This window comes from Acinetobacter sp. P1(2025) (genome assembly GCF_051390655.1).
Taxonomy (GTDB): domain Bacteria; phylum Pseudomonadota; class Gammaproteobacteria; order Pseudomonadales; family Moraxellaceae; genus Acinetobacter; species Acinetobacter junii.
The window spans coordinates 19569-45502 of record NZ_JBPKBJ010000028.1; the positions used below are offsets into that span (position 1 = coordinate 19569).

Genomic DNA, 25934 nt, shown 5'->3' on the forward strand with positions numbered 1-25934 from the left:
AAAGCCTCGGCTTTGCTTTTTTATTTAAATCAATAAATTAAAAATTATCGAGCCATTTTGAAATATTTGCAAAACCTAATATTTGTGCACCAAATTTTTGGCTAGTTCTAACAATTTCTAGAAGTTGAGATGCAACTGCTATATCAGCAATCGTCTGCTGATCTCCAACCAACCAACCTGTCTGATTTAAAACCAACTCAATACGTTCTAAGTGTCTAGTAAATTCAGCTTCAATATCGGCTTGAGCCATACGACCTGTACCTTGCATCTTTACTTGAAAACCCAATGCCGATTTCAGTAATGGCTTCATTAAATGCTTTTCAAATGCAGGACGACCTTCTGAGCTGATTTCAACAACTTGATTGAACGCTTTTTTATCACTTACACGAAAATGCACTTCATAAAAATACAAGACTTCATCCGCCCAATCTTCCCAAAGCTCTGTGTAAGCACATTGCATAGGATCTTCAGGATAAAGTCGAGGAAGCTCGGGAAAGTGTTGATCTAAATAACGTGCAATTCGAGTGCTATCTTGAACTCGTTCGCCATTTATATCCAAGACAGGTAACTTACCGACTTTACTAAGCAAAGGGACTTTGCTACCCAGTAAGCCATTGTAATTTATTGTTTCAAAAGGAATACCTTTGAACTTCAACATCCGTGAAACTTTTTGACAAAAAGGTGAAATTTCCCACTGATGTAGAACAATAGAGTTTGACATTTTTATATCTCATTTGAATGAACTGAACATATTTTTATGATGTTTCACATGGCTATCATAACAAGTTCAAGTCCATTCAAAACAATAATCTTAAAATCACGCTGAACGGCGAATAATCATATTTGTTGCAGTTGCATGTGCATACAATTTTCCATCCTCATCGCGAATATAACCCTCTGAAATCACAAGATTACGCCCAACATTGATGACTTTTCCTTCTGCAATCAACGGAGTATTAAATGGAATCGGACGACACATTTTAATATTAAGGTCTGTTGTTCCATATGACTCACCCGCAGCCAATACTGTATGTGTTGCACAACCTGTGACTGAATCCAAAATTGTTGCTGCAAAACCACCATGCACACCACCTAATGGATTGGTATGTCGTTCATCAGCAATCGCACTAAATACGATTCGTCCCTGTTCAACCTTTACAGGTTTCATTGGCATTGTCTTTGCAATTCCTGGCTCAGGAAAATGACCTTGAGCAAATGCTTGAATGATTTCCAAACCTGTCATTTTTAATGGATTCATTGAAGTTTCCCTTTTAAGAGTAAATCGTACATTTACGACTGCAACAACATTAGTTCTAATTTAGAACTTATTAACAATACCTTATCTATGTTAAGATAATTTGTCAACGTTATGATTATCTACGTTCAATTACAGTCATAGCGATCTGCTTATCTCAAAGCGAATCAATAGAGGTTAAACATGAAATGGCATGAATTGGGTGAAATGAGTTGCCCTATTGCGCGTAGCTTATCGATTTTCGGTGATCGATGGACACTCTTGATTATCCGCAATGCTTTTCTTCGCACACGTCGTTTTGATGATTTTCAAAAGCAGCTCGGTATCACACGGCACTTACTCACTGAGCGTTTGAATCGCTTAGTTGAAAATAAAATTTTTGAAAAAGTGTTATATCAAGAAGCACCAAAACGTTACGAGTACAAACTTACAGACAAAGGTTTAGCCCTCTATCCAATTATTATGGCAGTCACGACATGGGGCAATTATTGGCATAATGAAGATAATAAATATCCAATTTTGGAATATTTGCATAAAGACTGCGGTCATAAGACTAAAGCAACCATGACATGTCAGCACTGTCATGGTGAGTTAACTGCGAAAAACACCCTAGCCTATTATGATGCAATGGAAATGGATCAGGTCGTAGAGAAGGTTATAAATAAATAGGTAGGGGCTTAGGAAGTTAAAGAGGATTGTTACGGAGTAATTTAAGCAAATCGAGATATAAATTACCGTTCCGATGATTGAAGCGATACTCCGTTTCTTTAAGATGCAAATAAAACATCTTTTTGTCAATTCCATTAAACTTGACGAGTCGCTTTTTAGCATATCCCCAGAATGATTCTATGCCGTTAATATGACGCTCCCCGCATGCAAATTCGTTGTCCCCATGATTCACTCTTAAATGTTTGTCAAAACCAATATCAACTAAACCATCATAGCCTCTCCATCCATCTGTATTGATCACAGAATCAAGCTGCTCTATCTGCCCCCGAATAATGCCCTGTAGCGTAGCTTTGGAGCAATCAGGCACAATTTCTGTGTATACGTTTCCATCTCTTTTGAGTAGTCCAAATACAATGGTTTTTCCTGATGCACCACGTCCACGTTTTCCTCGAATACGACGAGCACCAAAGTAGGATTCATCAAGTTCAACGATACCGTTGAAAGGAGATATTTCCTCACATTGTGCCGCAATCTTTTTACGCAACCTGATGTAAATTGTATTGATGGAACGTACAGAAATATTGGTGAGTTTAGCTGTATCTGAAGCAGTTAAATCCATGGCAAAAAAGCGAATGATCTGTCTGAATTTTGCCTCTGTGATTCTTGAACGGAAATAGTATCTATTTTTTGCTTTCATATAAGGAAGTTACCATACTTTTTGATATGCTTAACTTCCTAAGCCCCTTAGTGAATACTCATCAAAGTAAATTAATTTCAAAATACTGCGAAATAAAAAAGCCCTTGTATCAAACAAGGGCTTTTTTATTAATTTGGCAGAGGATCAAGGACTCGAACCTTGACGAACGGTTTTGGAGACCGTCATGCTACCATTACACCAATCCTCTATAACAGCTTGATTAACTTATTTAGTCGTTAATCACTAAAAAGTAAAAGATTACTTTTTAAAATTTGGTGGGGGCGAAGAGACTCGAACTCTTACACCTTGCGGCGCTGGAACCTAAATCCAGTGCGTCTACCAATTTCGCCACGCCCCCGATGGATGTGTATATTAGTGATAAACTTTCTTGCTGACAAGCCTTTTTTATAAAAAAACCATGCATCTGAAAGCTAATGCTTTTTTCATGAGCAAACGAAATTTTTAACCAAATAAAAAAGCCCTTGTATTTAACAAAGGCTTTTTATTAATTTGGCAGAGGATCAAGGACTCGAACCTTGACGAACGGTTTTGGAGACCGTCATGCTACCATTACACCAATCCTCTATAACCGCATGATTAATTCATTTCTGATTTAACCATAAAAAAAGCAAGATAACCTTGCTTCTTAAATTTGGTGGGGGCGAAGAGACTCGAACTCTTACACCTTGCGGCGCTGGAACCTAAATCCAGTGCGTCTACCAATTTCGCCACGCCCCCGATGGGTATGCATATTAGTGACAAAGCGGCTTTATGACAAGACTTTCTGATAAAAAACCAATTCAAGTGAACATATAATATTCAAATCAAAGATTTATGTTTATTTTTACAACAAATTTATTGTTCGAATCGCATTTCTTAGCTCTGCAACTGAGCCAAAGCGTTTATCAATTTTTTTCTTTAATAAACCATCAAGTATCGGCAAAAAACACTGTAGAGGATCTGAAAGTTTGATCTGTAACTGTTGGCAATGCAGTATTGCCCAATCATGATAGGTTTTTGCAGATAATCTCGATTGACAGAGCCATTCATATAGAATAATTCCAAAAGCGTATAAGTCACTTTGTACAGACTTGTGTTGACCATGAAACAGTTCAGGTGCCATGTAATGTGGTGTCGCGGTCAATAATTTCTTCGGACTAATAATTCGTTGACTCTGCTCAAAATCAATCAATCTACAAGTATCTAAATAACGCCTAAAATGCTCTGATTTCAGATCACCATGTATCCAACCACTTTGATGAAGTGCTTCAAGGGCATTTAAAGCAAGTAAAATTTGTTTTCTGATCTCGTGCAGATCATTTTCAGGATTAAATTTTATAAAAAAATCGTTTGTATCTAACGTTAATAGCCCTTCTCCACTTTGTCTCGTTTCATCTAAAAAATTCAGCTTGGATAAATCAATAAGGCCATAAGGGACTAAAAAATCCGAACTAGAAATCTTATTTTGGCGATAAAACTCTAATTCGGCGTTAAATGAATCTTCTAAAACTTGGTTGTGTTGCTCAACATGAAACTTTAGCCAATATTTTTTATGACCTTGAGTTAATGTATATAAACGCCGTCCATATGAATGGCTTTTTTGTTTGGTCTGTAACGCTATCTCATCAAACGAATGATCTAAGTCAGAGATCAACATAATAGAATTCATTCTGCTGCTTATTTTCTTGCTTACGTAATGATGCCAAACAATGTTCTATTGTTTTACCGATCCGCGCATGCGTTTCTATTGAGGTGATTTTTGGCCATGTTGCTCGCTCACCTTCTTGCTGCAAAATCTTGAAAATCCTAGGTCGAGGATTTTTTAACATATAGTTATAATGGCGCAAACCATATTTAGCGATGATATTTACATCACCATAATAACGCTGTCCAAGTATGCCATAGCCATGATCAAGTACTCGACGGATTGGGAAAAAACCTCCCATATAGTTTCGTGTTAAATCCATCACTTCCATCGCAATCGCTTTCCCTTGATGACGGACAATGCGTTGAGGCCAACTTAATACATCTCTACGAAAACGATCTGTGTCGCTCTGCATAAATGGCACAATATGAGGATTCACCTGACTGGCGATGGTGTAGTTAATATTATAAAGACGCGCCATTTTTTCCTGAGGAAAATCACTACGCATACTCCCATCCACCCATTTTGTCTTTGCCATATAGGGGGTATGTTGTCCATCATAACGCTTACTGGTTAGATGCACAGGCGGAAATAATACAGGTACAGCACAAGATGCTAACACTGCGCTCCAAACCAAAACATTAGGTGCAGTTAATGCATTCATAATTCTAGGATTTTGAGCAGTATTATGCGGTGCTACGACAATATTAATATGTCGTTTAGATTGTTGATATGCCTCAGCAAAAGTTAAATCACCCAAATTATTCATTAAGAATTTTTTGAGATACATCACATCAGCCAAACCACCATGCCCTTTAATTAGCTCAGTCACGGTGCGAAAACGGAATGCATCACTAAAAAAATGCTGTCCACCAAGCAACTCAGGGATCTTATCGTTCTTTGAAACACCAAGCATACCCGTCATAATCGCTCCAGCACTCGACCCAGACAGAACACTTGGCATCAAATCTTGCTCAAATAATGCTTTACACACGCCTGTATGAAACAAACCCAAAGTTGCCCCTCCAGAAAACATGAGGGCTGGTTGTCCATAGGCTTTTTGGCATTCTTCAAAGAATTGAATTTTCTCTTTTAATTGAAAAGTTATACATTCGCTCGAGGCGAGATATTGAAAACAATCACTCACAAGTTCTACATAGTTTTCAATAATTTTTTTTGTTCCTACATATGTTTCAGCAAATAACATCGGATGACCAATATTTGCAAAATCATAAGATAATCCTTCACGAAGAACATAAATTAAATCAAGTGTTCGATGTTGAGTACGATATTTTTTTAATAAGGTGTATCGATTTGATAATGCTTCGGCATCAAAATAGGGCGACTGATTATCGTACTTCCACTCCTCTCTGCCAGATTCCTCATCCAGTTTTAGCGCGATTTCCTTCCATTCTTGATAACTTCTAGCATGCTGCAAATCCTCTTTTAGGACATCAACCCGATGTTTTTGATAGCTATTTTTCTTTTCTCTTACTTTATTTAGCATCGTCTGTCCTATCCCGTCTTCATTTTTCTATTCATGCACTTATACAATGCAAAAACCTACTTAAACAATCAAGTATAAATTCTTGTTATTGTGCATCGTTTTGATGATATTTCCTTTATTTTCGTGCAAGCAGTGCTAGTATCAATCTTCATTAATCACTGAGTTTTGTATGTTTTTATGGCTATCTTAGACTTACCAGAATCTATTCTTGCATCTTTGTCGAATGTTTTGACTCAATTACAGCATGTTCTGCCACAACCGAAGCAACCGACTGATTTTTCTGCAATCGCATTTAAATGGGAAAATCAAGAACTGATCGCCATACAACAACCTAAAAAAATGTATCTGGAAGATCTAAAAGGAATAGAGCGTCAAAAAGATAAAATCATTCAAAACACCTTGCAGTTTTTAAATGGTCTACCTGCCAATGATGTTTTATTAACAGGTTCTCGTGGCACAGGAAAATCCTCAATTGTTCGTGCTTTACTAACAGAATACTCTGATCAAGGACTACGTTTAATTGAAATAGAACGCGATGATTTATCCGATTTACCCAAAATTCAAAAACTCATTGAACAACGTCCTGAGAAATTTATTGTTTATTGTGATGATTTAGCATTCAACGCAGAAGATGAAAATTATCGAAGTTTGAAAAGCGTGCTAGATGGTTCTCTTCAATCAGGTTCGAGCAATTTTATTATTTATGCGACGAGTAATCGTCGTCACCTTTTACCTGAATTTATGCATGAAAATACCCCAGTACGGAAAGTAGACGTACCTCAATACACTGAATTACATCCACAAGAAGCGATTGAAGAAAAAATATCTCTTTCAGATCGTTTTGGAATGTGGCTTTCATTCTACCCAATGGACCAGCAACTATATTTGCAAATCGTTGAACATTACATTGTTAAAGCAGGCTTAGAATATAACGATATTGTTCGAGGCGAAAGCTTGAAATGGTGTCAAGCACGAGGGCAACGTTCTGGTCGTGCAGCATACCAATTTTCTAAACACTGGATTGGTTCAAAAAATTTAGAAAAGTTAGCGAATAAAGATCAAACATAAACGCCTCAGATACTTAACTTGCTTCTTAATAGCACTCGCAATTGTTTCTTCTTCATTAAATTTTATAAAAACTAGGAAACAATTGCGTTGTCAAAGAACTCTGATGTCAATTAGAAAAACCATATAAATTTCATGTGACTATAAAACAACACCACCTGGTAAGTCAGCATAATTCTCTTTCTAACATTTCCGATAATCATCTAAAACAAACAAATTTCGCTAGCAGATTAGTTTACTTTTCTATAATATTAGGTAGATCGGTATACCTAATATTAAATTATGAGTACAAAGTCAGCCAAACAAAAAATCTTAGATGCAGCATCTATCCTGTTTTATAACGATGGGATAACCAATACTGGCATTAATAGCATTACAGACAAAGCGCAAGTGGCGAAAATGTCGCTCTATAATAATTTCCCCACGAAATCAGATTTGATTAGCTGCTACATCGAAGCCCGTCATCAAGAATGGTTAGAATTATTTGAAAAAAGGAAAGCTCAAATTCACTCACCTATTGATGGCATTCTCGCTATTTTTGATGCTTACCATGATCATGCAGAGTTTACCTATGAAAAAGGGTTTAGGGGCTGCGGCTTGTTAAATGCAGCAGCTGAGTTTCCTGCTCATAGTCCTGAGCGTCTAGCAGTCAAAAAGCATAAAGATGAAATTGAAAACATTGTTGCTGGGTATCTAATGCAACAATTTGAAGATTCTCAGAAAGTCCAAGAACTTGCTCTTTTAATTTCTTTTATTTTAGAAGGCTCAATTGCTAGAGCTGGTTTAGAAAGCTCAAGCATCAAAGTATTTGCAGCGAAGCAAATGGTTCAACGATTATTAGAACAAGAGATTAAAAATTGAATAGCAAAACTTCAAACCTCAGCTCCCACTCTGGTTTTATTGCAGTTTTGATTGCCTCAATTTTATGGGGTACTACTGGAACTGCGGCATCTTATGCGCCTAATTTAAGCCCTCTTGCAATAGGAGCAATTGCAATGGGTGGTGGTGGATTACTACAAGCCTTGCTCGCTCATAAAAAGATTTTAGATCATCTACCACAAATCAAGTCTTACTACCCTTTGCTTCTGATTGGAATGATTTCAGTAGCCATTTATCCTCTCGCTTTTTATAGCTCAATGCGTATGGCTGGAATTACGATTGGAACGGTAGTCTCGATTGGGTCGGCACCATTATTTACAGCTTTGTTAGAAAAATTTTTCGATAAAAAAGCACTTTCATTAAAATGGTTTATTAGTTTTATTTTTGGCGTTATCGGAGTATTACTTTTATCTGTGGGCGAAACACACTCTCATGGACCAACACAAAGCATTTCGACAGATCAAAAAACCATTGGAATCATTCTCGGATTGATTGCAGCTCTCACCTATTCACTATACTCATGGGCTGCTAAAAAAATGATTGATCGAGGTGTAGATTCAAAAGCATCAATGGGTTTAATTTTTGGTTTTGGCGCTTTAATCTTATTACCAACATTATTTTTTACGGGTTCAAACCTATTTGATGAGTCTGTAAATCTTTATGTTGTTGCCTATATGATGTTGATTCCAATGTTTCTGGGCTATCTACTATTTGGGTATGCACTAAAAACGATCTCCGCAAGCACAGCAACTACGCTTACTTTATTCGAGCCACTCGTTGCTGCTTTATTCGCAGTTCTTTTAGTCGGTGAGCAATTAGCACCGATTGGTTGGGTTGGCATGGTTTTGATTTTTGTTTGTTTAGCCGTGTTGTCTAAAACAGACCGTCCAAAATAATTTCGAGTTTCAACCAATATTAAATAGCATAGAGCTATGATCAATAATTCAATATAAAAATTTAAATCGCAGATGCAGAAAATAAACTTTCTCTGCATCTGTTTTTTCTAATACTTAGTTACTTAGATCAATATTCTTGCGCTAATTTTTCCAAAGTAAATAGCATTTTTTTCACCACACTTCTTTTATGCTGCAACATATTTTTGATATTCGCTGGATTGAAACCCGTCAATTTCGCAATACCACGACTAGTCATATATTCACCAGTTTTCTCAAAATGCTTTTCACTCAAAAGTGTTTTAGCATTCGAGAATCTAACCGCTAACTTATAGTCACTTAGTTCAGACCACGCACCTGTTTTATATTCTTGAAAATCAAATTCTTTCTTCTGTTGAGCTGGTTTATCTCGAAGAATATTACTCAAACGATTGATAATGATTTTTTCTTCACTTTGTTCAATTAATTGATAAAGTTCCGTTTCTTCAAATGAACGACCCAAAGAAAGATCTTTTTTATATTGTTCAATTACTTTCTCTTTTGATGTCTCGTTCTCATCACCTTGTTGAATGAGGCATAGAATCTTATATAAAGATTCTAATCGACCACATGTAAAAATATAAGAAATCTTCAACTTGTACTCCGCTATGAGTTTTAGCTCATCAAAATAAATAATTTATTCGATACTTTAACACGATAGCTGTAGCTCCTGAGCTTCAAGCTACACATTAATCAATGATTTGATCTTTAAATGTCTGAACTTAGAACAGATATAAGATATTTAACCGACCAACTATCAGGTCGGTTCTAAGTCTGTCATCGGCCATCTAGGTGTAGTTGTGACCGCCAGACCATCTTGTTGCCCTGCTTTTAAACGTTGATAACCAGCAAAGGCAATCATTGCACCATTATCTGTACATAAGGCAGGTTCAGCATAATAAACTTGCGCTTTGATCTTTTTCAAAGAGGTTTCTAATTGCTCACGTAAGCGAACATTCGCACTCACACCACCAGCAATCACTAGTCGTTTCAAACCAGTTTGCTTCAAAGCTTTCACTGATTTTTTAACCAAAGTATCAACGATTGCTTCTTGGAAAGAAGCTGCGACATCTGCATCACGATTTTCTTCACCCAATTTTTTCAACTGAACAGAAACCGCAGTTTTCAAACCACTAAATGAAAAATCCAAGCCTTGATGTAACATCGGGCGAGGAAACTCAAATGCTTGTGAATTACCTTGCAAAGCTAATTTGGCAATATTAGGACCACCTGGGTATGGCAATTTCATCATTTTTGCAACTTTATCAAATGCCTCACCCGCTGCATCATCTATCGACTCGCCAAGTAATTCATATTGACCAATTCCATGAGCTGCCATCAGTTGCGTATGACCACCTGAAACTAGTAAGGCTACAAATGGAAATTCTGGTGGAGTTTCAGAAAGTAAAGGCGCAAGCATATGACCTTCCATGTGGTGTACACCGATGGCTGGTTTGTTAAATGCAAAAGCCAAAGTGCGTCCAAATAATGCACCTGTCATTAACGCTCCCATCAGTCCTGGTCCGCGTGTATATGCAATTGCATCTATTTCTTGTTTTTTGACCCCACTTTGCTCAAGCAACTGATTAATCAAAGGAATCATTTTTCGTACATGATCACGTGATGCAAGTTCTGGAACGACACCACCATATTCAGCATGCAGTTTGATCTGACTATATAGAACCTGTCCACGTAAGCCGAGCTCGCTATCATAGAGTGCTAACCCAGTTTCATCACACGAAGTTTCTAAGCCCAAAACAATCATTAAACTGCCTTTACAACGATCAAAAATAATATCGAAGCTATTATAGACTTGTGATCTGAGTTGTAAATGAGTAAAATACTGACCTTCACTTGCGATCTAGTGCAATCGTGCATTGGGTCTTATCCATAATCTTAGAGGATTTTACATGCCACAAGTTAAGTTGAAAGAAGGCGAACCAGTAGACGTAGCTATCCGTCGTTTCAAACGTTCATGCGAAAAAGCGGGTGTTTTAGCTGACGTTCGTAAGCGCGAATTCTATGAGAAACCAACTCAAGAACGTAAGCGTAAAAAAGCTGCAGCAGTTAAGCGTTATCAAAAGAAATTGACTCGCGAATCTGTACGTACTACTCGCCTTTACTAATTAATTTGTGATTGATTGCTGAAAAGACTATGACTACTTTAAAAGACCAAATTACTGACGTATTAAAAACTTCAATGCGTGCTAAAGATATGGCAACAGTAACGGTCATTCGTGGTCTACAAGCAGCAATTAAGCAAATCGAAGTCGATGAGCGCATTGAGCTTGACGATGCTCAGGTTCTTGCGGTCATTGAAAAACAAATTAAACAACGTAAAGAATCGATCAAGGCCTTTTCTGGCGCTGGTCGAGATGATTTAGCTAGTAAAGAACAAGCCGAAGTTGAGGTTATTTCTCAATTTCTACCAGCAGCTATGACTGAGGAAGAACTTGATTCTATCATTGAGCAAACGATTGCTGCTCAAGAAGCTACTAGCATGAAAGATATGGGTAAGGTGATGAATTCTCTACGTCCGATCATAGCCGGGCGTGCCGATCCTGCACAAGTATCTGCTAAAATCAAAGCAAAATTAAGCTAAGCTGCTTTTATCCCCCTCTCTATATTAATGTAAATGGATTCATTTAAATGAACCCATCTATCTATATCAATTAAAATTACACTGAATATTGTATTTTTTCAGCATTTGCATTTCTTTAGATTCTGCAACTTGATTAATCACATCTTGTTTCGTCATCGTTGCATATTGTCCAGTCAAAGATGATCGATTACGTTCAATTGCTTGATATAAATCCTGCACATATTGATTGGTAATACCACAGAATTTTGCCTGCTGTTCAGGACTAAAACGCGAAAGTTGAGGATCTAAACTACGCAGAAAACCACGCATATCCTGCGCATAATTTGCAGTAATCTTCTCTACAGAATTTACATATTGTTCAACAGAACTCGCTGAACTCACCCCGATCATGCTTATTGCAAAAATAAAAATAAAAATCTTTTTCATAAATCTTTTAACTTCTCAGTTATTCCTTACGCAGGACATCTTATCTTAATTCAAGAAAATTTGGCTTATGCTCAATAAAAAATTCTTCCTTTGGCGCAGGAAGTTTGCCCTCTGTAACAGAGCCCAAACGCAAACGAATAATATTGGGTAGGTCAGTACGATACGAGTAAATTGGACTTGCACAATTCTGGCAGAACACACGAGCTTTATTGGGCGTATGAAAGTATTCTTTTAACTGATCTTGTCCAGATATGAATTGGAATTTGGTTTGATCAATTGGACTATTCCAACCTGCGATACTACCTTGAGCTTGTTGACAATGCTGGCAATAACACAAAATGCTCAGTTCGATTTCCCCATCATATTGATATTGAACTGTTCCACATAAACACTGTCCTTTTATCATTATTTTCCTCAATTATTAAATTTTCATTCGGCGATCATCTTGCATTTGTTTTAAACGCGAATCAATTTTTGCTGACATCGCCATATTACCTTTCGCCAAACGTTGGGCATGTAGCATTGATTTTATAGCATTTTCTTCATGACCTGACCAATATTCAGCTTCTGCTCGATAACATAAAACATTAATCGCTTGCAAAGGTGAACTCTTATCTAGATTGGTTGCCTGTTGTAATAGTTGCCACCCCTCCACGTCTCTTTGATTTTTATGTATAAATCGTTGTACTAAGGTTTGGGCTTCAGCTGCTTTACCTTGTCTTATAAGCACTTCCGCTAATTTATAAGATAAAGCACGATTTTCAGGCATAGTCCGTTGGATTGAATTTATACTGTTATAAGCCAGATCAATTTTATTTTGACCTAGATAAATATCCGTTTGGATCAATGGAATAAGTATGTGATTTTTTAATTTTAATTTGACTTGATCAAGGCTGGTCTGGGCTTGTGCATAATCACCTCGCTCTAAATAAAACTTACTGATCGCCAGTAATCCCGCAATATTCTTTTGATTAGCCAAAGCTTGAAGCTGATTTTCTGTCGCCTGATTTGATACGACATAGGTGTACCATTTCATGATATCAAAATCGAGATCATAAATTTTTGGTTTCACTCGAGGTAACTGGTTTGCACGTAATCGTGCCTCACTCATACGTTCCGTGGTTAATGGGTGGGTAAACCAGAAATCTGGTAGGAAACTGACTCGGCTAGTAGCACGATGCATCGTTTCGAAATAGTCAGCCATACTTTGTGGATTGTAACCAGAGGAATACATGAATTGCATACCGATACGATCCGCTTCACGCTCTTGATTACGACTATAACTCAATTGCTTATCCATTAAGGCAGCTTGAGTACCTAGCATTACAGCAGAGCCAACATCACCGTCAGCTTGTGAAGCAATCGCAGCTCCTACGAGGATACCTGCTAAAGCAAGCAATCCTTGCCCTTTGAAGGCTTCTTGAGATCGGCTATAGTGACGTTGCGAAACGTGTGCTATCTCGTGAGCCATAACACCAGCAATCTCATCGATATTTTTCGCAGAAGTGATTAAACCCGTGTTTAATGCAAAGAGACCACCAGGAACTGCAAAAGCATTGATTTGAGGGTCTTTAATCACCACTAGACCAATCGGTTGCCCAAGCTGAGTTTGGCTGAGAATACCTGAAAACACTTGAAGAAACTGATCTTCCAACCATGCATCTTGTACAGTTGGCATTTGACGACGCACTTCCCGATAGACTTTCTCTCCGATCAGTTTTTCTTTTTGCTGATCAAGCAACCCGACACCACTACCGATATCAGGTATTTCAGTTTGACCTGAAATTTGCGGAGGTAAAAAGACCTGTGTATGACTAAGTTGAGTCGTGGCAAATAAGCCACATGCGAGCAGCAACGGTCTCAAGTGGTTTCTCTATGATTCTACTGGAAAAATTTAATATACCATTTGATTTGGGAGAAATTTGCAACGAAGTGTTATAAAAGACAGGAAAATCCTGTCTTACTTTATGATTTTTGAAATTCTAAAGAATTACTTGTCAGGCGAATAACGTTGATCAATACTGAATTTCTCTGGAAATTTAGCATTAATTTCTGCATAAAAAGCCATAATCTCAGTCATATCTTTTTGATAATCACCTGATGGATAAACAATTTTACCAATACCTGTTTTCTTTTTTGCATAATCCATATATGCCAATGCAATAGGTACACCTGCATTCACAGCAACATGATAAAAACCTGTTTTCCATTGTTCTTGTTTCGCACGTGTTCCTTCTGGTGTTACAAGCATCACAAGTTTAGGATGTGTTTTAAATAGATCACTCATCAACTGAACCATGCTTGGTCTTTCCTGACCTTCTTGCTTAGCACTGCGATCTATTCCTATTCCGCCCATCGCACGCACAAAAGGACCAAATGGAAATTTCATATAGCTGTCTTTGATCGTCAAACGAACATTTACACCTAAAGCTTTCAATGCTAATCGTGCATATAGCGCATCCCAATTACTGGTATGTGGCGCTGCGATCATGACACATTGGTCAATATCCAAGTCCCAGTGATTATCAATTTCCCACCCCATCAAACCCAAAGTTTGTTCAGCTAATTTCTCGAACACAACAACCCCAAACGCAATTTCAAAGGGCGCAAGTGTACCAATAATAGCCAATTTAAAATGCTAGACTAGATGAATAATTCAGCAATCAACATGTAAGAATTTATTCAAACTTAGGATTGACTAGATAACGAGGTTGTCGATCTTCAAGTGCATCAATAAGATTTTGATAGGCAAGATGAACCATTTTTTTGCGTGTTTCGAGAGTTGCTGAACCAATATGAGGGGCAGTCACCACATTTGGTAGTTGGAATAATGGTGATTCTTGCAAAGGTTCTTTTGCATACACATCTAAGCCTGCTGCAAAAATTTTGTTTTGTTGTAATGCATCGATCAATGCTGACTCATCTACTACAGAACCACGTGAAATATTGACGAACACAGCATGTTTTTGCATTAAATCAAATTGAGCTGAACCAATTAAAGCTTTAGATTCTTGATTTAAATCTACAGCCACCACGATGAAATCAGACTGTTGTAACAGTCGATCTAAATCACAGTATTGAGCATTATATGCTTCTGCAACTTCTATTTTTTCACGGCGATTGTGATACAAAATATTCATGTTAAAGCCATGAAAACCTCGTCGAGCAATTGCTGCGCCGATATGCCCTAACCCGATAATCCCTAAAGTTTTACCGAAAACATCCATACCGAACTGTTCGGTTGATACTGTACGCTTCCATTGACCTTGCTTTATCCACGCATCTAATTGAGGGATTTTTCTTGCTGCGCTCAGCAGTAAACTAAATGCTAAATCAGCAGTCGTCTCGGTTAATACATGAGGTGTATTAGCGAGCCAAATTTTTCTTTGATTTAAATAATTAACATCATAGTTATCATAACCAACAGAAACTGTTGAAATAATTTTGAGCTTTTGTGCTGTCGCTAAATTAGTTTCGTTGAGTAAACGACCTGCTCCTATCATCGCGTCAGCATCAGCAACTTCTGTTCGAATCTGCTCATTAATATCACCCATTTTGGGATTCAGCACGACCACTTGATAATCTTGCTGTAACTTGAGTAATACATCTTGATCGATTTGGCTGAATACAACGACTTTCTTCATGATAAGAGTTCCGAACCTTATTGCATAAGTTGCCACAACCGTTTTTTAAGTAGAGGTTGTGAAATCATTTCTTCTAAACTGGCTAAATGTAAAATATTAGAATGTTGAATAAATTCAAGTTTTCCTAAACATAATATTTTCTTGTTATTTGAAGTCGCATCTAAAAATCCTTGAATATAGGATGGTAAACCACGACTGTCCTGAAATTCAGCTAAAGGAAATGGCCACTTTAGCTCAGCATAGTAGCCAAGTTTAGCTTTTTGAATATTTTGCCAAAGTTGCTGTTGTTCAACGTTTAATTGACTGCTCTCAACCAAAATTGAACAGTTCTCTAAGACATACATTTGTAATTCAAATGACTGTACAGAACCTTCAACAACTATCTGCGGTTTAGCTGTCATTACCTCTCGAATAATTGGTTTAGGCGTAATTTCTTGTGGTTGTGATTGAACTTCAACAATTGGTTCTGAGATGATTGGTTCTAAATCATGCGCTTCAACAAGATCTGATGCGAAGGAAATTTCTTCAATAGGTGTATGATTTTCAACAACCTGATCTCGCCATAGATGTGCAGCAGTATTTTTTTCACACACAACATCTTTAGGAATCCAAATATCAATTCCTATCGCTGCTAGTATGTTTCTTTGCTGCCCAATCATTTGACTACTCTTTCTACCACGTTAGATCATCACAATACTTGTAATGCTACATAGTCTACCATAAACAGCTCCCCCCTTTATGGCTTCGTTTTATCCAATTACCCTTCTCTGATCAAGACATCTTTCAAGATTTGAAATCTATTTCCACTTAGATACAGACACAAAATTCTTAGGTCCTTCCATTTATCGACTAATTCTAACTTCTTCATCATTTTGTCGCTTTCTCTTTTTATTACTAGTCTGGACCGAATGCTCAAATGAAAAGGTGGACTGAATCTATGCTAATCCTTTTTGCTATCGTTGTTTTACTCTTGCTTGGCATAAGTATTTTATATACACAACATCCCTTATTTGGAAAAATCCCTACTGGTGAACGACTCAAACGTATCGAAAACTCTCCTAACTATCGTCAGGGTCAATTTAGAAATCGACTAGATAAACCTGATATGGCTGACTGCTCCCACACCTTTATTGAACTGTATAGAACATTTATTAAAACTATTCCTCATCGTAGACCCAAAGACATTATTCCCTCTATCAAAACCAATTTACGTACACTCGATCCCAAACAAGATGTCATGATTTGGTTTGGGCATTCTTCTGTTTTTATCCAACTGAATGGCAAAACCTTTTTAATTGACCCAGTGATGAGTGGCAAAGTTTCCCCTCTGCCTTGGGGAACACGTGCTTATCGAGGTACAGATATTTATACAGTCGAGGAATTACCCCAAATTGACTATTTATTGATCTCACATGACCATTATGATCATCTGGATTATAAAACCATTTTGCAACTAAAGAACAAAGTCAAATATGTCATTACTGGTCTCGGTGTCGGAGAACACTTCGAGTACTGGGGCTATTCAAAAGAACAATTGATCGAACGAGACTGGGGTGACAAAATTGAATTTGAAGGCGGTATTACGATCATCACCGAAACAACTCATCATGATTCACGGCGTGCCTTTAAAGGCGGTAAAAATCTCTGGGTATCCTTCATCATACAATCACCGAATAGAAAGATTTTTTATACAGGTGATGGAGGCTATGACAAACATTTTGTGGAGATTGGTAAAAAGTACGGACCTTTTGATTGGGCATTGATGGAAAATGGTCAATACGATGCTGCTTGGCGCTCCGTACATTGTCATCCAGATGAAGTTACACAAGCGACAGAAGAACTCCAAGCACGTAACATGCTACCTGTGCATCATTCTAAGTTTAGCCTCGCAAAACACCCTTGGAATGAACCAATTAATCGTATTGTAAGATATTCAAAACAAAGAAATTATCGACTTGCCCCCCCCATGATCGGTGAATTGGTTGAACTCGATAATGAACAACAAAGTTTCAAACAATGGTGGGCAAATATTCGTTGAGCGATTCGAATAAAGAATCAGATAGAGTTTCTGAGTCTTTATTCAGCTCTTAAATTTTTTAAGATTAAATCTAAAACTTAGCCATTTAGATAATTTTTACTTGACTTGTTGTTTTTTTAACCAGATACTTATCCATATGGCTAAGTATGATTTTCAACTCGATCTGTTATTTAATGCTTTAAGTGATCCTACACGCAGAGCAATACTCACTCGTCTTGCAACAGGTGAAGCAACAACCACCTCACTTGCAGAAGAGCATACGATGGCTTTGCCCTCTTTTCTTAAACATTTAAAGAAATTGGAAGAAGCAGGACTGATCACAACAACAAAAAATGGCAGAGTGAGAACCTATGCTCTTCGCCCCCATGCGTTTAGCCCTTTACAACATTGGTTGCAAGAACAACAAGCCATATGGGAAACACGCTTAAATCAATTAGATAACTATGCATTAAATTTACAAAGGAAAAGAAAAAATGAATCTTGATCCCCAAACAGATTTAAAACTAGAACGAACTCTAGCTGTGCCACGTGAGTTACTTTGAGAATGCTGGACAACTCCAGAGCATATAAAACACTTTTTTATTCCTAAACCTCACTCCATCGTGTCCTGTGAAATAGACTTAAAAGTAGGTGGAAAATTCAACACATTGTTTGATGTTGATGGCAATCAGATTCCCAATAATGGTGTTTTTCTAGAAGTCGTTGATGGCGAAAAATTAGTATTTACTGATGCTTATACTGAAGAATGGAAACCCAGTGAAAATCCATTTATGACAGCAATTATCCTATTTGAAGATCTCGGAAATGGATCAACGAAATACACAGCTATTGCACGCCATCGTACTCCTGAAGCACGACAACAACATGAAGATATGGGTTTCTTTAGTGGTTGGGGAACGGTTGTTGATCAACTCGAAGCCTACGCCAAAACGTTATAAATAAATATTTTAGGTATAAAAAAGACAGGTTTAGCCTGTCTTTTTTATATATTAACATTTATATATTGCTCAAAAAATCTAGCTAACTCTGAGCACTTCATTCCATTTTGTTAAATAGCTAGGAGATTTGAAGCTCTGAGACATCGCCCAAGCTCGTCCATTTGGCGTAATCAAACGCCCAAGCGTCATTTTATCTTTACCAAATTTTTCATTGATATGATCAAATGTCATCGATAAACTTTTACGTGCCAGCATTTCATCCGTATCATGAAATAAATCAACAGCATGACTATGTTGTGGAATGATATCTAACAAAATGACTTCTGCTTTTTTATAACGGTAACCTTTTTGATAAATTCGGTCTAATCCTATTTGCACAGCCTTCAAAATCTCTAAACGATCATCACTATAATCAGCCAAATACACCACTGTAAATGGACGATAATTCTCTGCTTTATTAAAACGATTTGTACGGATACTAACACCGATCGCCTTACATAGAAGATTTTGCTTCCGTAACCGTTCAACTGCTCTTAAGGTAAATTCAGTCAATGCTTCGCTTAGGCTATTTTTATCTTGAATTAATTGCCCAAAAGAACGACTACTTAATACCTGTCGTCGATCAGCCAACACGTCTTCAATTTCTAAACAGGCGATGCCACGCAACTCTTTAACTGTATTTTCCAAAACAACAGAGAAATGTTTTCCTATCATTTTTGGATCTGCTTCAACCAAATCCATAACTGAATGAATACCCATCACTTCTAAACGTTGGCGAATCTTACGACCTACGCCCCACACCTCACCCACTGCGGTATGACTCAATAAATCCTCGATCACACAAGGATCTTCATCAACCATATTACAGATACTGTTAAAACATCGATGGGTTTTTGCTAAATGATTTGCAATTTTTGCCTGTGTTTTGGAATATCCAATGCCTATACAACAAGGTAATCCTAACCAGTTTTTTATGGTTGTTAGGATGGTTTGGGCATATTCAGTTAAATCGAAATGATGCTGATATGCTGTTAACTCAAGGAAACACTCATCAATCGAGTAAATTTCTTGTTCACATGGAGCAACGAAACTACCCAAAATATTCATAAATCGCCGTGACATTTCTGCATACAACGCATAATTACTTGAGAAAACGGCAACCTGATGCTTTCGAATAATATCTTCGATCTGGAAAAAGGGAACCGCCATCTTGATACCCAATTGTTTTGCTTCATGCGAACGCGATACCACACAGCCATCATTATTTGAAAGTACCACAACGGGATGCTTTTCTAGCTTCGGATTGAATACGCGCTCGCAACTCACATAACAATTATTCACATCAATCAAGGCAAAAATACGTTGTGGCAATGGCATGGGATCACCTCATCGGCTTTAAGTTATAGGTCACGACGCCCCAAATCACCAACTCCTGTCCCTCTTGTATATAAATATTTTGATAATCAGGGTTTTCAGCTTTTAACCAAACTTTGGGTGGACTGAAATGATGATCAATCATCAAACGCTTTACCGTAAAGTCATTATCAATCAGTGCAATGACGATATCGCCAGACTTTGCAGGGATACTTCGATCAACCACTAAGGGATCATCAATATCAATGCCAGCATCCAACATGGACAAGGAATTTGCTTTTACGATAAATGTCGAGTTTTCATTTCTAATTAAAAACTCATTTAAATCCAAAGCTTGCTCAACATGGTCTTGTGCAGGCGATGGAAAACCTGCTGCAACACGTTCCGTCGCCAAAGGAATATGGTAAATTCGATCATTCTTTGCTTGAACACTCTGAACTTTCAAAGAAGTGCTGAGATCGGTATTAATACCTGTCTTGGCATTATTCAATAACCAGTTTTTAATGAAATCAACTTGTGATTCAGGAACACGTATTACTTTGGTGGGTTCGCTAAATTGAGCTTTACGACCAGCGTTGGTTCGAGCCCCACCATGTTCAAACTCAGTTTTTTTGGACATAACTGACCCCTCCCTTGTTTTCATCGCCTTTATTTAATCTAACTTGAAAAAGTTACAAATTCAAGTTGACGAAAAATTAATTTTGCATAAGAATAAATTTCATAGATCAGATTTTGGCTTGTTTAAGTTAACAAGGATGTCAAACAAACTAACTTTCGATAATTAAATCATATATTTAGGCAACTTACGCTTTGATAGTATTTGATTTAACAGATTGATTATTTTGATCTTTTCAGCAGTTAGGTTTTATTCAAGATTTTTTGATGTGGAGACATGAAAAATGAACAATCAACGTGATGCTATTCTTGGCTATGCTGACGAAAAACACGCTTATTTTATTCGTCTCATTGAAAACAATACCGTTTTGGGTAGTTGTTATGGATTATTCTGTGACAGCCCCAATAGTGAGGCGGCTGAAAGTATTATGACAACTTTATTTTTAAAGAAATCTTTTTGGCTCAATGGTTCTGAATTTCAAGATATTATTCAAGGACTAAATCCAATTCAGTAAAATCATTCATGCAAATTAGCTCAGATACGAAACAAGTTTCCGTTCGTGTAAATTTATACAGTACAAGCAACACATTCAGATATTAAGCAAATAATTCATATAAAAGACTCATGATCAATAAAAGATATTTCAGTAAGAAACCACTTAAACCTTGATTTAAGTGGTTTCTTTTATTTCATCAAGATTTATATAAAGCGTTTATCATTTACTGGAGCAACAAGTTTATAAATTTTTCCATCTGCCTCATTTTCAAAGAGCAAATCGATATTTGGATGAATAATTTCACCATCTACCTCAATATGTTCCACTCGCTTAAAAAAAGGAATGTCTTTATCTTCAAGGTCATTAAGCTGAGCAATTACAATTGATTCATTTTCTTCTTGGTCTTTTACGACCACTGTCACCTTATTCATAGTATTCCTCATTTAATAATAATTCCTGATTAGACTATGCCCTATAGATCAAAGTCTGTCTAACAACGGGTTGTAAGAAATATTATAAGTATTAACAGACTGTTAATTTTTCATCTAAGTGATTGAAATAAAAAATATAGATTTACAATTATGTGTAACACTGAAAAAGTAGAACAAGAAAACTGATTAAACAAAAGGCTGCCAAAGCAGCCAATATTTGTACTAATTTCCGCGATAAGTTGAATAACCATAAGGGCTGAGTAATAAAGGAATATGATAATGTTTAACCGTTCCATCCACTTTAAAAATCACAGGAACTTCTGGAAAAAAGGTCTGTTGCTTTTGTTGATTGAACCAAGCCTCAGTTTTAAAGGTCACTTTGTAAACCCCTTTTTCCAACGCTTTGTTCTCAGGATATAGCGCAGTAATCCGCCCATTTTCACCCGTAAGTTTCTGATTCAATTTAATCCACTGATCACCAGAGCTTTTTTCAAGAACAACTTCAACATTTGCTGAAGGTAAACCATTTTCTAAATTAAGAACATGGACACTCAATGGGTTCTGTTCAGCAAATGCCGCTGAACTGAATAAGATAAGCGAATAAGGTAAGATTTTCTTTAACATCACAAACTCCTCACAGATTTTTCAATATTTGAATGGCTGATGTAGCACAGTAATCATCGTTTTTAGCACCGCCTGCTCCAGCAACACCAATAGCTCCGACCACTTGATTTTGGTATCGAATAGGTAATCCACCACCCAATAACAACAGCTTAGAAACGGTGGTCAAATTTTTTGCATCAGGATTGCTATTTGCTGTTTGACTCAAAGCCAAGGTCGCTGTTTTCGTTGATAATGCTGTAAATGCTTTTTGCTCTGCAGCGTCTAAATTGTGTGGACCCACAGACTCATGGCGGTGTGCATAAAGCGTATTACCACCTTGATCAACGACTGCGACTGCAATATTTTGCTGAATTTTTTGCATACACGCTCAGCTTCACTGGCTAATACTTTGGCTGTTTGAAGATCCAATGAATAAACTTGCTTCAACTCCATAGAGTGTGCAACAGTGCTACTGAGCAGTAACGTTAAACCAAGAATTTTAAGCTTACTCATATTGATTCCTGCCTGATATGCTTTGAAAATCTTAAACAAATCCATTCCGCCACAGCATGACAATCACATTACAAAATTGTCATGTTCACAAAGAGTCTGAACAAAAATGTGTATTCTGATTATCGAAGATGAAACGAAGATCGCGTCTTATTTAGTAAAAGGCTTAATTGAGTCAGGCTATACAGCGGAGTGCGTCCATTCAGGACTAGAAGGTTTGGAAAGATTAAAAATGAAATCCTATTCTTTGGTGATTTTAGATGTAATGTTGCCTGATCTTGATGGCTGGGATGTATTGAAAATACTTCGCCAATTTTCTAAGGTTCCCGTGATCTTTTTAACTGCAAAGGATCAGATTTTAGATCGTGTCAAAGGCTTAGAGCTAGGTGCAGATGATTATTTAGCAAAACCATTTTCCTATATTGAATTACTTGCTCGGATCAAAAGTCTTTTAAGACGCCAACAATATAATCAAGAAAATGAGCTCTCGATTGCGTCATTAAAGATGGATTTAACACAACACAAAGTTTGGCGAGAAGATGCATTAATCGACCTCAGTAAGAAGGAATTTAACCTACTTCGATTTATGCTTTTGCATCAAGATGAGATTATTACGCGCCGCCAAATTGCATCAGAAGTTTGGAATATTAACTTTGATACAGATACTAACTTTATCGATGTTGCTGTACGCCGCTTACGCAGCAAAATTGATGATGGACATGATTTAAAGTTAATTCATACGATTCGGGGCTTAGGTTATAAGCTATCGGTTCAAGCATGATGAATCATATCTTTCGCTCATTAGAATTGAGACTCACCCTACTGGTGACTTTTTGCAGCGCTCTCGTTTTATGCGTAGTGGCAATGATTAGTTATGTTGGGATTAATCAAATTTTAATTATCCAACAAGATCGTGATCTGACGGACCGAATTGAACGACTCGAAACACTTCTACAAGATAGTGAAAATATAAATCAAATTGTTGCTCGTCCTAAGCTCTATCAAAATATGTTAGGCAACCAAGATAACTTGTTTATTTTAATGGATCAGAATCAACGTCTAATTGATATTAATCCCTTAAATATTCCCCTTCCCAAATTGGCAACCTCAAGCAGCATCCAATTTACAGATTTGACTCAGACCGAACACCCAACACGCTTGTCATGGAAAACGATCAACATTCATCAAAAGCCTTATGTGCTCATTGCGGGCAAGCAATGGTCTGAACGTCTCAATATTCTTCAGCCATTCCGTAACGGTTTATTGGTTTCAGTGAGCATCGGGGTTGTACTGATTTTTATATTATCTGCTCTGGCTAGCCATTTTGGACTCAGTACTTTAAGAAAACTGCAACAACAAACTCAGGCAATCAATGTCCATCAATTGCAGCAAAGAATTCAGCTTGATCAAGCTCCATCAGAAATTGAACAACTGACAGCAGACATCAATACCATGCTGAACCGAATTGAAATCGGATACCAGCAGCTCAACCGATTCTCAGAAGACATTGCACATGAATTTCGTACTCCACTCAACAACCTGATTGGACAAACGGAAATCATGCTCATGGGTGAGCGTACAGATGAGCAATACAAAGAACTGCTGTATTCAAATTTAGAAGATTACCAACGCCTAAAACGAATGATTGATAGTATGCTGTTTCTTGCACGTGCGGATCGTCAGATGGTGATGTTAAATAAACAATGGGTCGATTTACCCAACTTGGTTGAGACGATTTGTGACATTTTTGAGCATCAAGCTGAAGAACAAGCTTGTCAGTTTCTTTTGCAGTTAGAACAAACCAAAATATTGGCTGATCCAGAATTACTGCAACGAGCACTTTATAATTTAATTTCGAATGCACTGACACATGGTGGTTTGCAACGTCAGATCTATATTGGCAGTCGAAACAACAAAAAAAATGAACCAAGCTCCACGACTAGTTTATATGTGATCACCAGTGATACGAGCATTGCAAACGAGCATCTTGATTCTCTGTTTGAACGCTTTTATCAATGTATTTCTAGCCGCCATCAAAGCAGCCAAACTGGAGGTCTTGGTTTATCCATCGTTGCCTCAATTATGACCCTTCATCAAGGTGAATATTTGGCTTACAACACTCCAGATGGTATTTGCTTTGAACTCATTTTTCCGAATGATTGCGATCAATAAGCTTTAAAGGTATAGGCTCATAACCATTCACTTGTATCATCCGCGACTGGCGTTCCATGCATAACGTGCATAATCATTGCATAGGCAATACTTCCTTTAAATGGAATTTCAGGCAGTTGATCAAATTTGAAGAACTGTGCATCACTAATTTCTTTTTCCTGTATTTTAATTTCGCCTGAGTGATATTCAGCTTTAAATGCAACCATTAAATTACTTGGAAATGGCCATGGCTGGCTGGCGAGATACTGAATATTTTTGATATTTAAACCAACCTCTTCCAAAGTCTCTCGACGCGCTGCTTCTTCTAAGGTTTCACCTACCTCCACAAAGCCTGCAATCAGACTATACATGGTCTTATTGCGCGTTGTTCTTGCAAGCAGTATCTCATCATCCCCTCTTGTGATAATCGTAATCACACAAGGGTTAACACGTGGATATTGGTTATAACCACAACTTGGACACATCATCGCAAACTGATCAGTGCTTTGTTGTGTCTTGTCACCACATCGTCCACAAAACTGATGGTTACGTCGCCATTCTAAAAGTTGTACAGCTCGACTTGCTTGCTCAAACTGTTGGTGATTCCAATATTGTAAAAGCTGACGTATCGGCACCAGCTGATAGCCAACGGGTATGCTTTCATTGGGTAATAGATCTCGCGCAACGACCTGCTCGTCCTCTGACAGTACTAAATCACTGTGCAATTTTTCAACTCGTGGTAATTGAAACTGTTCATCAACTAAAAGTTGTTGTTGCTGAAAAATATAAGCAATCGATAGATTTGACATTACATTACCTTAAATTCAATAACATGAGATATATCAATAGAAATGCTAGCAATCCCCAAAAGGACAATTGAGGATAGCAAACGCAAAATTAATGGTGCTTATATTGACGTGAGCAGTAGCCACGACTGATCTCAGGTGAACGTAGTTGCAAATGCTTGGTTTTTCGACCCGTCACCCGTTTACGCCAGAGTTTAAAACTACTGGCTTGCAAATTTTGCCTCATCAGTTTGATTACAGCAGATTCATTCAGACCATATTCGCGCTCTAGCGCTTCAAAAGGTGTTCGATCTTCCCATGCCATTTCAATAATTCTTGAAAGGTCACCATCATCATAATTTTTAGTATTCAACATAAAATGAAATCACTTCGCTGTCGTTCAATATCAATCTGTTAAATTTCCCAACAAAGCATAAGTAACTCAGGATGAAGAAAGTGTGATTTTTCGAGTTATTCTTTTCATTTGAAATAATATTCAGCACATTGAAAATTAAATAAATGATCAAAGAATCATCCCAATTATTTTTTCAAGATTGACTAGGGTCTGTTGACATTTACTGTTCATAATTAAACCTATAAAGGTAGCCATAAAAATATACAGGCTAAGGCAACAGCACTTTGATAATTTCTTTTGAGCTTGTCATATCGAG

Annotated in this window: 30 protein-coding genes, 4 tRNA genes and 2 pseudogenes; 12 read left to right on the forward strand and 24 right to left on the reverse strand. The window is 37.3% G+C overall.

Features of this window, described 5'->3' with window-relative positions; translation table 11 throughout:
- Positions 1-37: 37 nt before the first annotated feature.
- Positions 38-721 (reverse strand): glutathione S-transferase family protein, encoded by a 684-nt coding sequence (locus ACSC97_RS08825; protein WP_436660480.1) that lies wholly within the window; start codon positions 719-721, stop codon positions 38-40.
- 96 nt (positions 722-817) lie between these two features.
- The gene (locus tag ACSC97_RS08830) at positions 818-1258 is read right to left on the reverse strand and encodes a PaaI family thioesterase (RefSeq protein ID WP_436660482.1); all 441 of its coding nucleotides are present in this window, start codon (positions 1256-1258) and stop codon (positions 818-820) included.
- A gap of 180 nt (positions 1259-1438) precedes the next feature.
- Between ACSC97_RS08830 and ACSC97_RS08835 the strand changes: the two genes are divergently transcribed.
- Complete coding sequence (locus tag ACSC97_RS08835) at positions 1439-1924, forward strand: winged helix-turn-helix transcriptional regulator (protein ID WP_436660484.1); 486 nt, start codon at positions 1439-1441, stop codon at positions 1922-1924.
- Between the two features lie 16 nt (positions 1925-1940).
- Here ACSC97_RS08835 and ACSC97_RS08840 read toward each other — a convergent pair whose 3' ends face one another.
- The 7 genes from ACSC97_RS08840 to ACSC97_RS08870 all read right to left on the reverse strand — a co-directional run bounded on the left by ACSC97_RS08840 (position 1941) and on the right by ACSC97_RS08870 (position 5773).
- Positions 1941-2621 carry an IS1595-like element ISAju1 family transposase gene (locus tag ACSC97_RS08840; protein ID WP_436660486.1) on the reverse strand — a complete coding sequence of 227 codons (681 nt, stop codon included), beginning with the start codon at positions 2619-2621 and terminating at the stop codon, positions 1941-1943.
- A 134-nt stretch (positions 2622-2755) separates the two neighbouring features.
- Positions 2756-2829 (reverse strand) — tRNA-Trp (locus ACSC97_RS08845).
- Positions 2830-2894: 65 nt separating this feature from the next.
- Positions 2895-2979 (reverse strand) — tRNA-Leu (locus tag ACSC97_RS08850).
- A 153-nt stretch (positions 2980-3132) separates the two neighbouring features.
- Positions 3133-3206 (reverse strand) — tRNA-Trp (locus ACSC97_RS08855).
- Positions 3207-3274: 68 nt separating this feature from the next.
- Positions 3275-3359, reverse strand: a tRNA-Leu gene (locus ACSC97_RS08860).
- 106 nt (positions 3360-3465) lie between these two features.
- A complete protein-coding gene (locus ACSC97_RS08865; protein WP_436660488.1) occupies positions 3466-4290 on the reverse strand; it encodes a protein kinase domain-containing protein in 825 nt (274 codons plus the stop codon).
- Positions 4265-5773 (reverse strand): DUF3336 domain-containing protein, encoded by a 1509-nt coding sequence (locus tag ACSC97_RS08870; RefSeq protein ID WP_004953257.1) that lies wholly within the window; start codon positions 5771-5773, stop codon positions 4265-4267. The genes ACSC97_RS08865 and ACSC97_RS08870 overlap by 26 nt, the downstream gene beginning before the upstream one ends.
- A gap of 177 nt (positions 5774-5950) precedes the next feature.
- Between ACSC97_RS08870 and ACSC97_RS08875 the strand changes: the two genes are divergently transcribed.
- The 3 genes from ACSC97_RS08875 (at position 5951) to ACSC97_RS08885 (ending at position 8613) form a co-directional block, all read left to right on the forward strand.
- The gene (locus ACSC97_RS08875) at positions 5951-6841 is read left to right on the forward strand and encodes an ATP-binding protein (RefSeq protein WP_004913187.1); all 891 of its coding nucleotides are present in this window, start codon (positions 5951-5953) and stop codon (positions 6839-6841) included.
- A 279-nt stretch (positions 6842-7120) separates the two neighbouring features.
- On the forward strand, positions 7121-7699 hold the full coding sequence (locus ACSC97_RS08880; RefSeq protein WP_436660491.1) for a TetR/AcrR family transcriptional regulator: 579 nt from the start codon (positions 7121-7123) through the stop codon (positions 7697-7699).
- Complete coding sequence (locus ACSC97_RS08885; RefSeq protein WP_436660493.1) at positions 7696-8613, forward strand: DMT family transporter; 918 nt, start codon at positions 7696-7698, stop codon at positions 8611-8613. The genes ACSC97_RS08880 and ACSC97_RS08885 overlap by 4 nt, the downstream gene beginning before the upstream one ends.
- 127 nt (positions 8614-8740) lie before the next feature.
- Here the strand turns inward: ACSC97_RS08885 and ACSC97_RS08890 are convergent, their stop codons facing one another.
- Together ACSC97_RS08890 and tsaD are read right to left on the reverse strand one after the other, a co-directional pair.
- A complete protein-coding gene (locus tag ACSC97_RS08890; protein ID WP_004913191.1) occupies positions 8741-9244 on the reverse strand; it encodes a hypothetical protein in 504 nt (167 codons plus the stop codon).
- 162 nt (positions 9245-9406) lie between these two features.
- Positions 9407-10414, reverse strand: coding sequence for a tRNA (adenosine(37)-N6)-threonylcarbamoyltransferase complex transferase subunit TsaD (gene tsaD / locus ACSC97_RS08895; protein WP_004953241.1), 1008 nt, complete (start codon positions 10412-10414; stop codon positions 9407-9409).
- A 145-nt stretch (positions 10415-10559) separates the two neighbouring features.
- Here tsaD and rpsU point away from each other — a divergent pair, with 145 nt between their 5' ends.
- Complete coding sequence (gene rpsU / locus ACSC97_RS08900; protein ID WP_004652785.1) at positions 10560-10775, forward strand: 30S ribosomal protein S21; 216 nt, start codon at positions 10560-10562, stop codon at positions 10773-10775.
- 29 nt (positions 10776-10804) lie between these two features.
- A complete protein-coding gene (locus tag ACSC97_RS08905; RefSeq protein WP_004913195.1) occupies positions 10805-11251 on the forward strand; it encodes a GatB/YqeY domain-containing protein in 447 nt (148 codons plus the stop codon).
- Positions 11252-11317: 66 nt separating this feature from the next.
- Here ACSC97_RS08905 and ACSC97_RS08910 read toward each other — a convergent pair whose 3' ends face one another.
- The 6 genes from ACSC97_RS08910 to ACSC97_RS08935 form a co-directional block, all read right to left on the reverse strand.
- Positions 11318-11677 (reverse strand): hypothetical protein, encoded by a 360-nt coding sequence (locus tag ACSC97_RS08910; RefSeq protein WP_005402919.1) that lies wholly within the window; start codon positions 11675-11677, stop codon positions 11318-11320.
- Positions 11678-11717: 40 nt separating this feature from the next.
- Positions 11718-12083 (reverse strand): GFA family protein, encoded by a 366-nt coding sequence (locus ACSC97_RS08915; protein WP_436660497.1) that lies wholly within the window; start codon positions 12081-12083, stop codon positions 11718-11720.
- A 15-nt stretch (positions 12084-12098) separates the two neighbouring features.
- Positions 12099-13541 (reverse strand): M48 family metalloprotease, encoded by a 1443-nt coding sequence (locus ACSC97_RS08920; RefSeq protein WP_436660499.1) that lies wholly within the window; start codon positions 13539-13541, stop codon positions 12099-12101.
- A 126-nt stretch (positions 13542-13667) separates the two neighbouring features.
- A complete protein-coding gene (locus ACSC97_RS08925) occupies positions 13668-14255 on the reverse strand; it encodes a 1-acyl-sn-glycerol-3-phosphate acyltransferase (protein WP_125298340.1) in 588 nt (195 codons plus the stop codon).
- Positions 14256-14355: 100 nt separating this feature from the next.
- Positions 14356-15321, reverse strand: a complete 966-nt coding sequence (locus ACSC97_RS08930) for a 2-hydroxyacid dehydrogenase (protein ID WP_004913210.1) — start codon at positions 15319-15321, stop codon at positions 14356-14358.
- Between the two features lie 17 nt (positions 15322-15338).
- The gene (locus tag ACSC97_RS08935; RefSeq protein WP_436660502.1) at positions 15339-15980 is read right to left on the reverse strand and encodes a hypothetical protein; all 642 of its coding nucleotides are present in this window, start codon (positions 15978-15980) and stop codon (positions 15339-15341) included.
- Between the two features lie 278 nt (positions 15981-16258).
- On the opposite strand from ACSC97_RS08935, the gene ACSC97_RS08940 reads away from it, so the two are divergent.
- From ACSC97_RS08940 to ACSC97_RS08950, 3 genes and pseudogenes are all read left to right on the forward strand, one after another.
- Positions 16259-17359, forward strand: coding sequence for an MBL fold metallo-hydrolase (locus ACSC97_RS08940; protein WP_436660504.1), 1101 nt, complete (start codon positions 16259-16261; stop codon positions 17357-17359).
- A gap of 136 nt (positions 17360-17495) precedes the next feature.
- Entirely contained in the window at positions 17496-17843 is a 348-nt protein-coding gene (locus tag ACSC97_RS08945) for an ArsR/SmtB family transcription factor (protein WP_004953221.1), read from the forward strand.
- Positions 17833-18297: pseudogene (locus ACSC97_RS08950) on the forward strand (SRPBCC family protein). Before ACSC97_RS08945 ends, ACSC97_RS08950 begins: the two are co-directional and overlap by 11 nt.
- Positions 18298-18375: 78 nt before the next feature.
- Here the strand turns inward: ACSC97_RS08950 and ACSC97_RS08955 are convergent.
- Both ACSC97_RS08955 and ACSC97_RS08960 read right to left on the reverse strand, forming a co-directional pair.
- Entirely contained in the window at positions 18376-19674 is a 1299-nt protein-coding gene (locus tag ACSC97_RS08955) for a Y-family DNA polymerase (protein ID WP_436660506.1), read from the reverse strand.
- A gap of 4 nt (positions 19675-19678) precedes the next feature.
- Positions 19679-20290, reverse strand: coding sequence for a LexA family protein (locus ACSC97_RS08960; RefSeq protein WP_004953212.1), 612 nt, complete (start codon positions 20288-20290; stop codon positions 19679-19681).
- Between the two features lie 280 nt (positions 20291-20570).
- Here ACSC97_RS08960 and ACSC97_RS08965 point away from each other — a divergent pair, with 280 nt between their 5' ends.
- Positions 20571-20801, forward strand: coding sequence for a hypothetical protein (locus ACSC97_RS08965; RefSeq protein WP_004913221.1), 231 nt, complete (start codon positions 20571-20573; stop codon positions 20799-20801).
- A gap of 185 nt (positions 20802-20986) precedes the next feature.
- Here the strand turns inward: ACSC97_RS08965 and ACSC97_RS08970 are convergent, their stop codons facing one another.
- From ACSC97_RS08970 to ACSC97_RS08980, 3 genes and pseudogenes are all read right to left on the reverse strand, one after another.
- A complete protein-coding gene (locus tag ACSC97_RS08970; RefSeq protein WP_004913223.1) occupies positions 20987-21214 on the reverse strand; it encodes a hypothetical protein in 228 nt (75 codons plus the stop codon).
- Positions 21215-21436: 222 nt separating this feature from the next.
- The gene (uraH, locus tag ACSC97_RS08975) at positions 21437-21838 is read right to left on the reverse strand and encodes a hydroxyisourate hydrolase (protein WP_004913226.1); all 402 of its coding nucleotides are present in this window, start codon (positions 21836-21838) and stop codon (positions 21437-21439) included.
- Positions 21839-21848: 10 nt separating this feature from the next.
- Positions 21849-22330: pseudogene (locus ACSC97_RS08980) on the reverse strand (GlcG/HbpS family heme-binding protein).
- A gap of 106 nt (positions 22331-22436) precedes the next feature.
- Here ACSC97_RS08980 and ACSC97_RS08985 point away from each other — a divergent pair.
- Both ACSC97_RS08985 and ACSC97_RS08990 read left to right on the forward strand, forming a co-directional pair.
- Positions 22437-23108, forward strand: a complete 672-nt coding sequence (locus ACSC97_RS08985; RefSeq protein ID WP_005053282.1) for a heavy metal response regulator transcription factor — start codon at positions 22437-22439, stop codon at positions 23106-23108.
- On the forward strand, positions 23105-24499 hold the full coding sequence (locus ACSC97_RS08990) for a heavy metal sensor histidine kinase (RefSeq protein WP_436660510.1): 1395 nt from the start codon (positions 23105-23107) through the stop codon (positions 24497-24499). Before ACSC97_RS08985 ends, ACSC97_RS08990 begins: the two co-directional genes overlap by 4 nt.
- A 17-nt stretch (positions 24500-24516) precedes the next feature.
- Here the strand turns inward: ACSC97_RS08990 and nudC are convergent, their stop codons facing one another.
- Both nudC and ACSC97_RS09000 read right to left on the reverse strand, forming a co-directional pair.
- Positions 24517-25287 carry an NAD(+) diphosphatase gene (gene nudC, locus ACSC97_RS08995; protein ID WP_279675726.1) on the reverse strand — a complete coding sequence of 257 codons (771 nt, stop codon included), beginning with the start codon at positions 25285-25287 and terminating at the stop codon, positions 24517-24519.
- An 88-nt stretch (positions 25288-25375) separates the two neighbouring features.
- A complete protein-coding gene (locus tag ACSC97_RS09000; RefSeq protein WP_151691069.1) occupies positions 25376-25639 on the reverse strand; it encodes a TIGR03643 family protein in 264 nt (87 codons plus the stop codon).
- Between the last annotated feature and the right edge of the window lie 295 nt (positions 25640-25934).

Coding starts and splice junctions, on each gene's coding strand:
- ACSC97_RS08880 (WP_436660491.1), top strand. CDS start 7,121: ATGAGTACAAAGTCAGCCAAACAAAAAATCTTAGATGCAGCATCTATC.
- ACSC97_RS08955 (WP_436660506.1), bottom strand. CDS start 19,674: ATGCCATTGCCACAACGTATTTTTGCCTTGATTGATGTGAATAATTGT.
- uraH (WP_004913226.1), bottom strand. CDS start 21,838: ATGTTAAAGAAAATCTTACCTTATTCGCTTATCTTATTCAGTTCAGCG.
- ACSC97_RS08835 (WP_436660484.1), top strand. CDS start 1,439: ATGAAATGGCATGAATTGGGTGAAATGAGTTGCCCTATTGCGCGTAGC.
- ACSC97_RS08840 (WP_436660486.1), bottom strand. CDS start 2,621: ATGAAAGCAAAAAATAGATACTATTTCCGTTCAAGAATCACAGAGGCA.
- nudC (WP_279675726.1), bottom strand. CDS start 25,287: ATGTCAAATCTATCGATTGCTTATATTTTTCAGCAACAACAACTTTTA.
- rpsU (WP_004652785.1), top strand. CDS start 10,560: ATGCCACAAGTTAAGTTGAAAGAAGGCGAACCAGTAGACGTAGCTATC.
- ACSC97_RS08990 (WP_436660510.1), top strand. CDS start 23,105: ATGATGAATCATATCTTTCGCTCATTAGAATTGAGACTCACCCTACTG.
- ACSC97_RS08870 (WP_004953257.1), bottom strand. CDS start 5,773: ATGCTAAATAAAGTAAGAGAAAAGAAAAATAGCTATCAAAAACATCGG.
- ACSC97_RS09000 (WP_151691069.1), bottom strand. CDS start 25,639: ATGTTGAATACTAAAAATTATGATGATGGTGACCTTTCAAGAATTATT.
- ACSC97_RS08910 (WP_005402919.1), bottom strand. CDS start 11,677: ATGAAAAAGATTTTTATTTTTATTTTTGCAATAAGCATGATCGGGGTG.
- ACSC97_RS08830 (WP_436660482.1), bottom strand. CDS start 1,258: ATGAATCCATTAAAAATGACAGGTTTGGAAATCATTCAAGCATTTGCT.
- ACSC97_RS08865 (WP_436660488.1), bottom strand. CDS start 4,290: ATGAATTCTATTATGTTGATCTCTGACTTAGATCATTCGTTTGATGAG.
- ACSC97_RS08940 (WP_436660504.1), top strand. CDS start 16,259: ATGCTAATCCTTTTTGCTATCGTTGTTTTACTCTTGCTTGGCATAAGT.
- ACSC97_RS08970 (WP_004913223.1), bottom strand. CDS start 21,214: ATGAATAAGGTGACAGTGGTCGTAAAAGACCAAGAAGAAAATGAATCA.
- ACSC97_RS08935 (WP_436660502.1), bottom strand. CDS start 15,980: ATGATTGGGCAGCAAAGAAACATACTAGCAGCGATAGGAATTGATATT.
- ACSC97_RS08960 (WP_004953212.1), bottom strand. CDS start 20,290: ATGTCCAAAAAAACTGAGTTTGAACATGGTGGGGCTCGAACCAACGCT.
- ACSC97_RS08825 (WP_436660480.1), bottom strand. CDS start 721: ATGTCAAACTCTATTGTTCTACATCAGTGGGAAATTTCACCTTTTTGT.
- ACSC97_RS08875 (WP_004913187.1), top strand. CDS start 5,951: ATGGCTATCTTAGACTTACCAGAATCTATTCTTGCATCTTTGTCGAAT.
- tsaD (WP_004953241.1), bottom strand. CDS start 10,414: ATGATTGTTTTGGGCTTAGAAACTTCGTGTGATGAAACTGGGTTAGCA.
- ACSC97_RS08930 (WP_004913210.1), bottom strand. CDS start 15,321: ATGAAGAAAGTCGTTGTATTCAGCCAAATCGATCAAGATGTATTACTC.
- ACSC97_RS08985 (WP_005053282.1), top strand. CDS start 22,437: ATGTGTATTCTGATTATCGAAGATGAAACGAAGATCGCGTCTTATTTA.
- ACSC97_RS08965 (WP_004913221.1), top strand. CDS start 20,571: ATGAACAATCAACGTGATGCTATTCTTGGCTATGCTGACGAAAAACAC.
- ACSC97_RS08945 (WP_004953221.1), top strand. CDS start 17,496: ATGGCTAAGTATGATTTTCAACTCGATCTGTTATTTAATGCTTTAAGT.
- ACSC97_RS08905 (WP_004913195.1), top strand. CDS start 10,805: ATGACTACTTTAAAAGACCAAATTACTGACGTATTAAAAACTTCAATG.
- ACSC97_RS08915 (WP_436660497.1), bottom strand. CDS start 12,083: ATGATAAAAGGACAGTGTTTATGTGGAACAGTTCAATATCAATATGAT.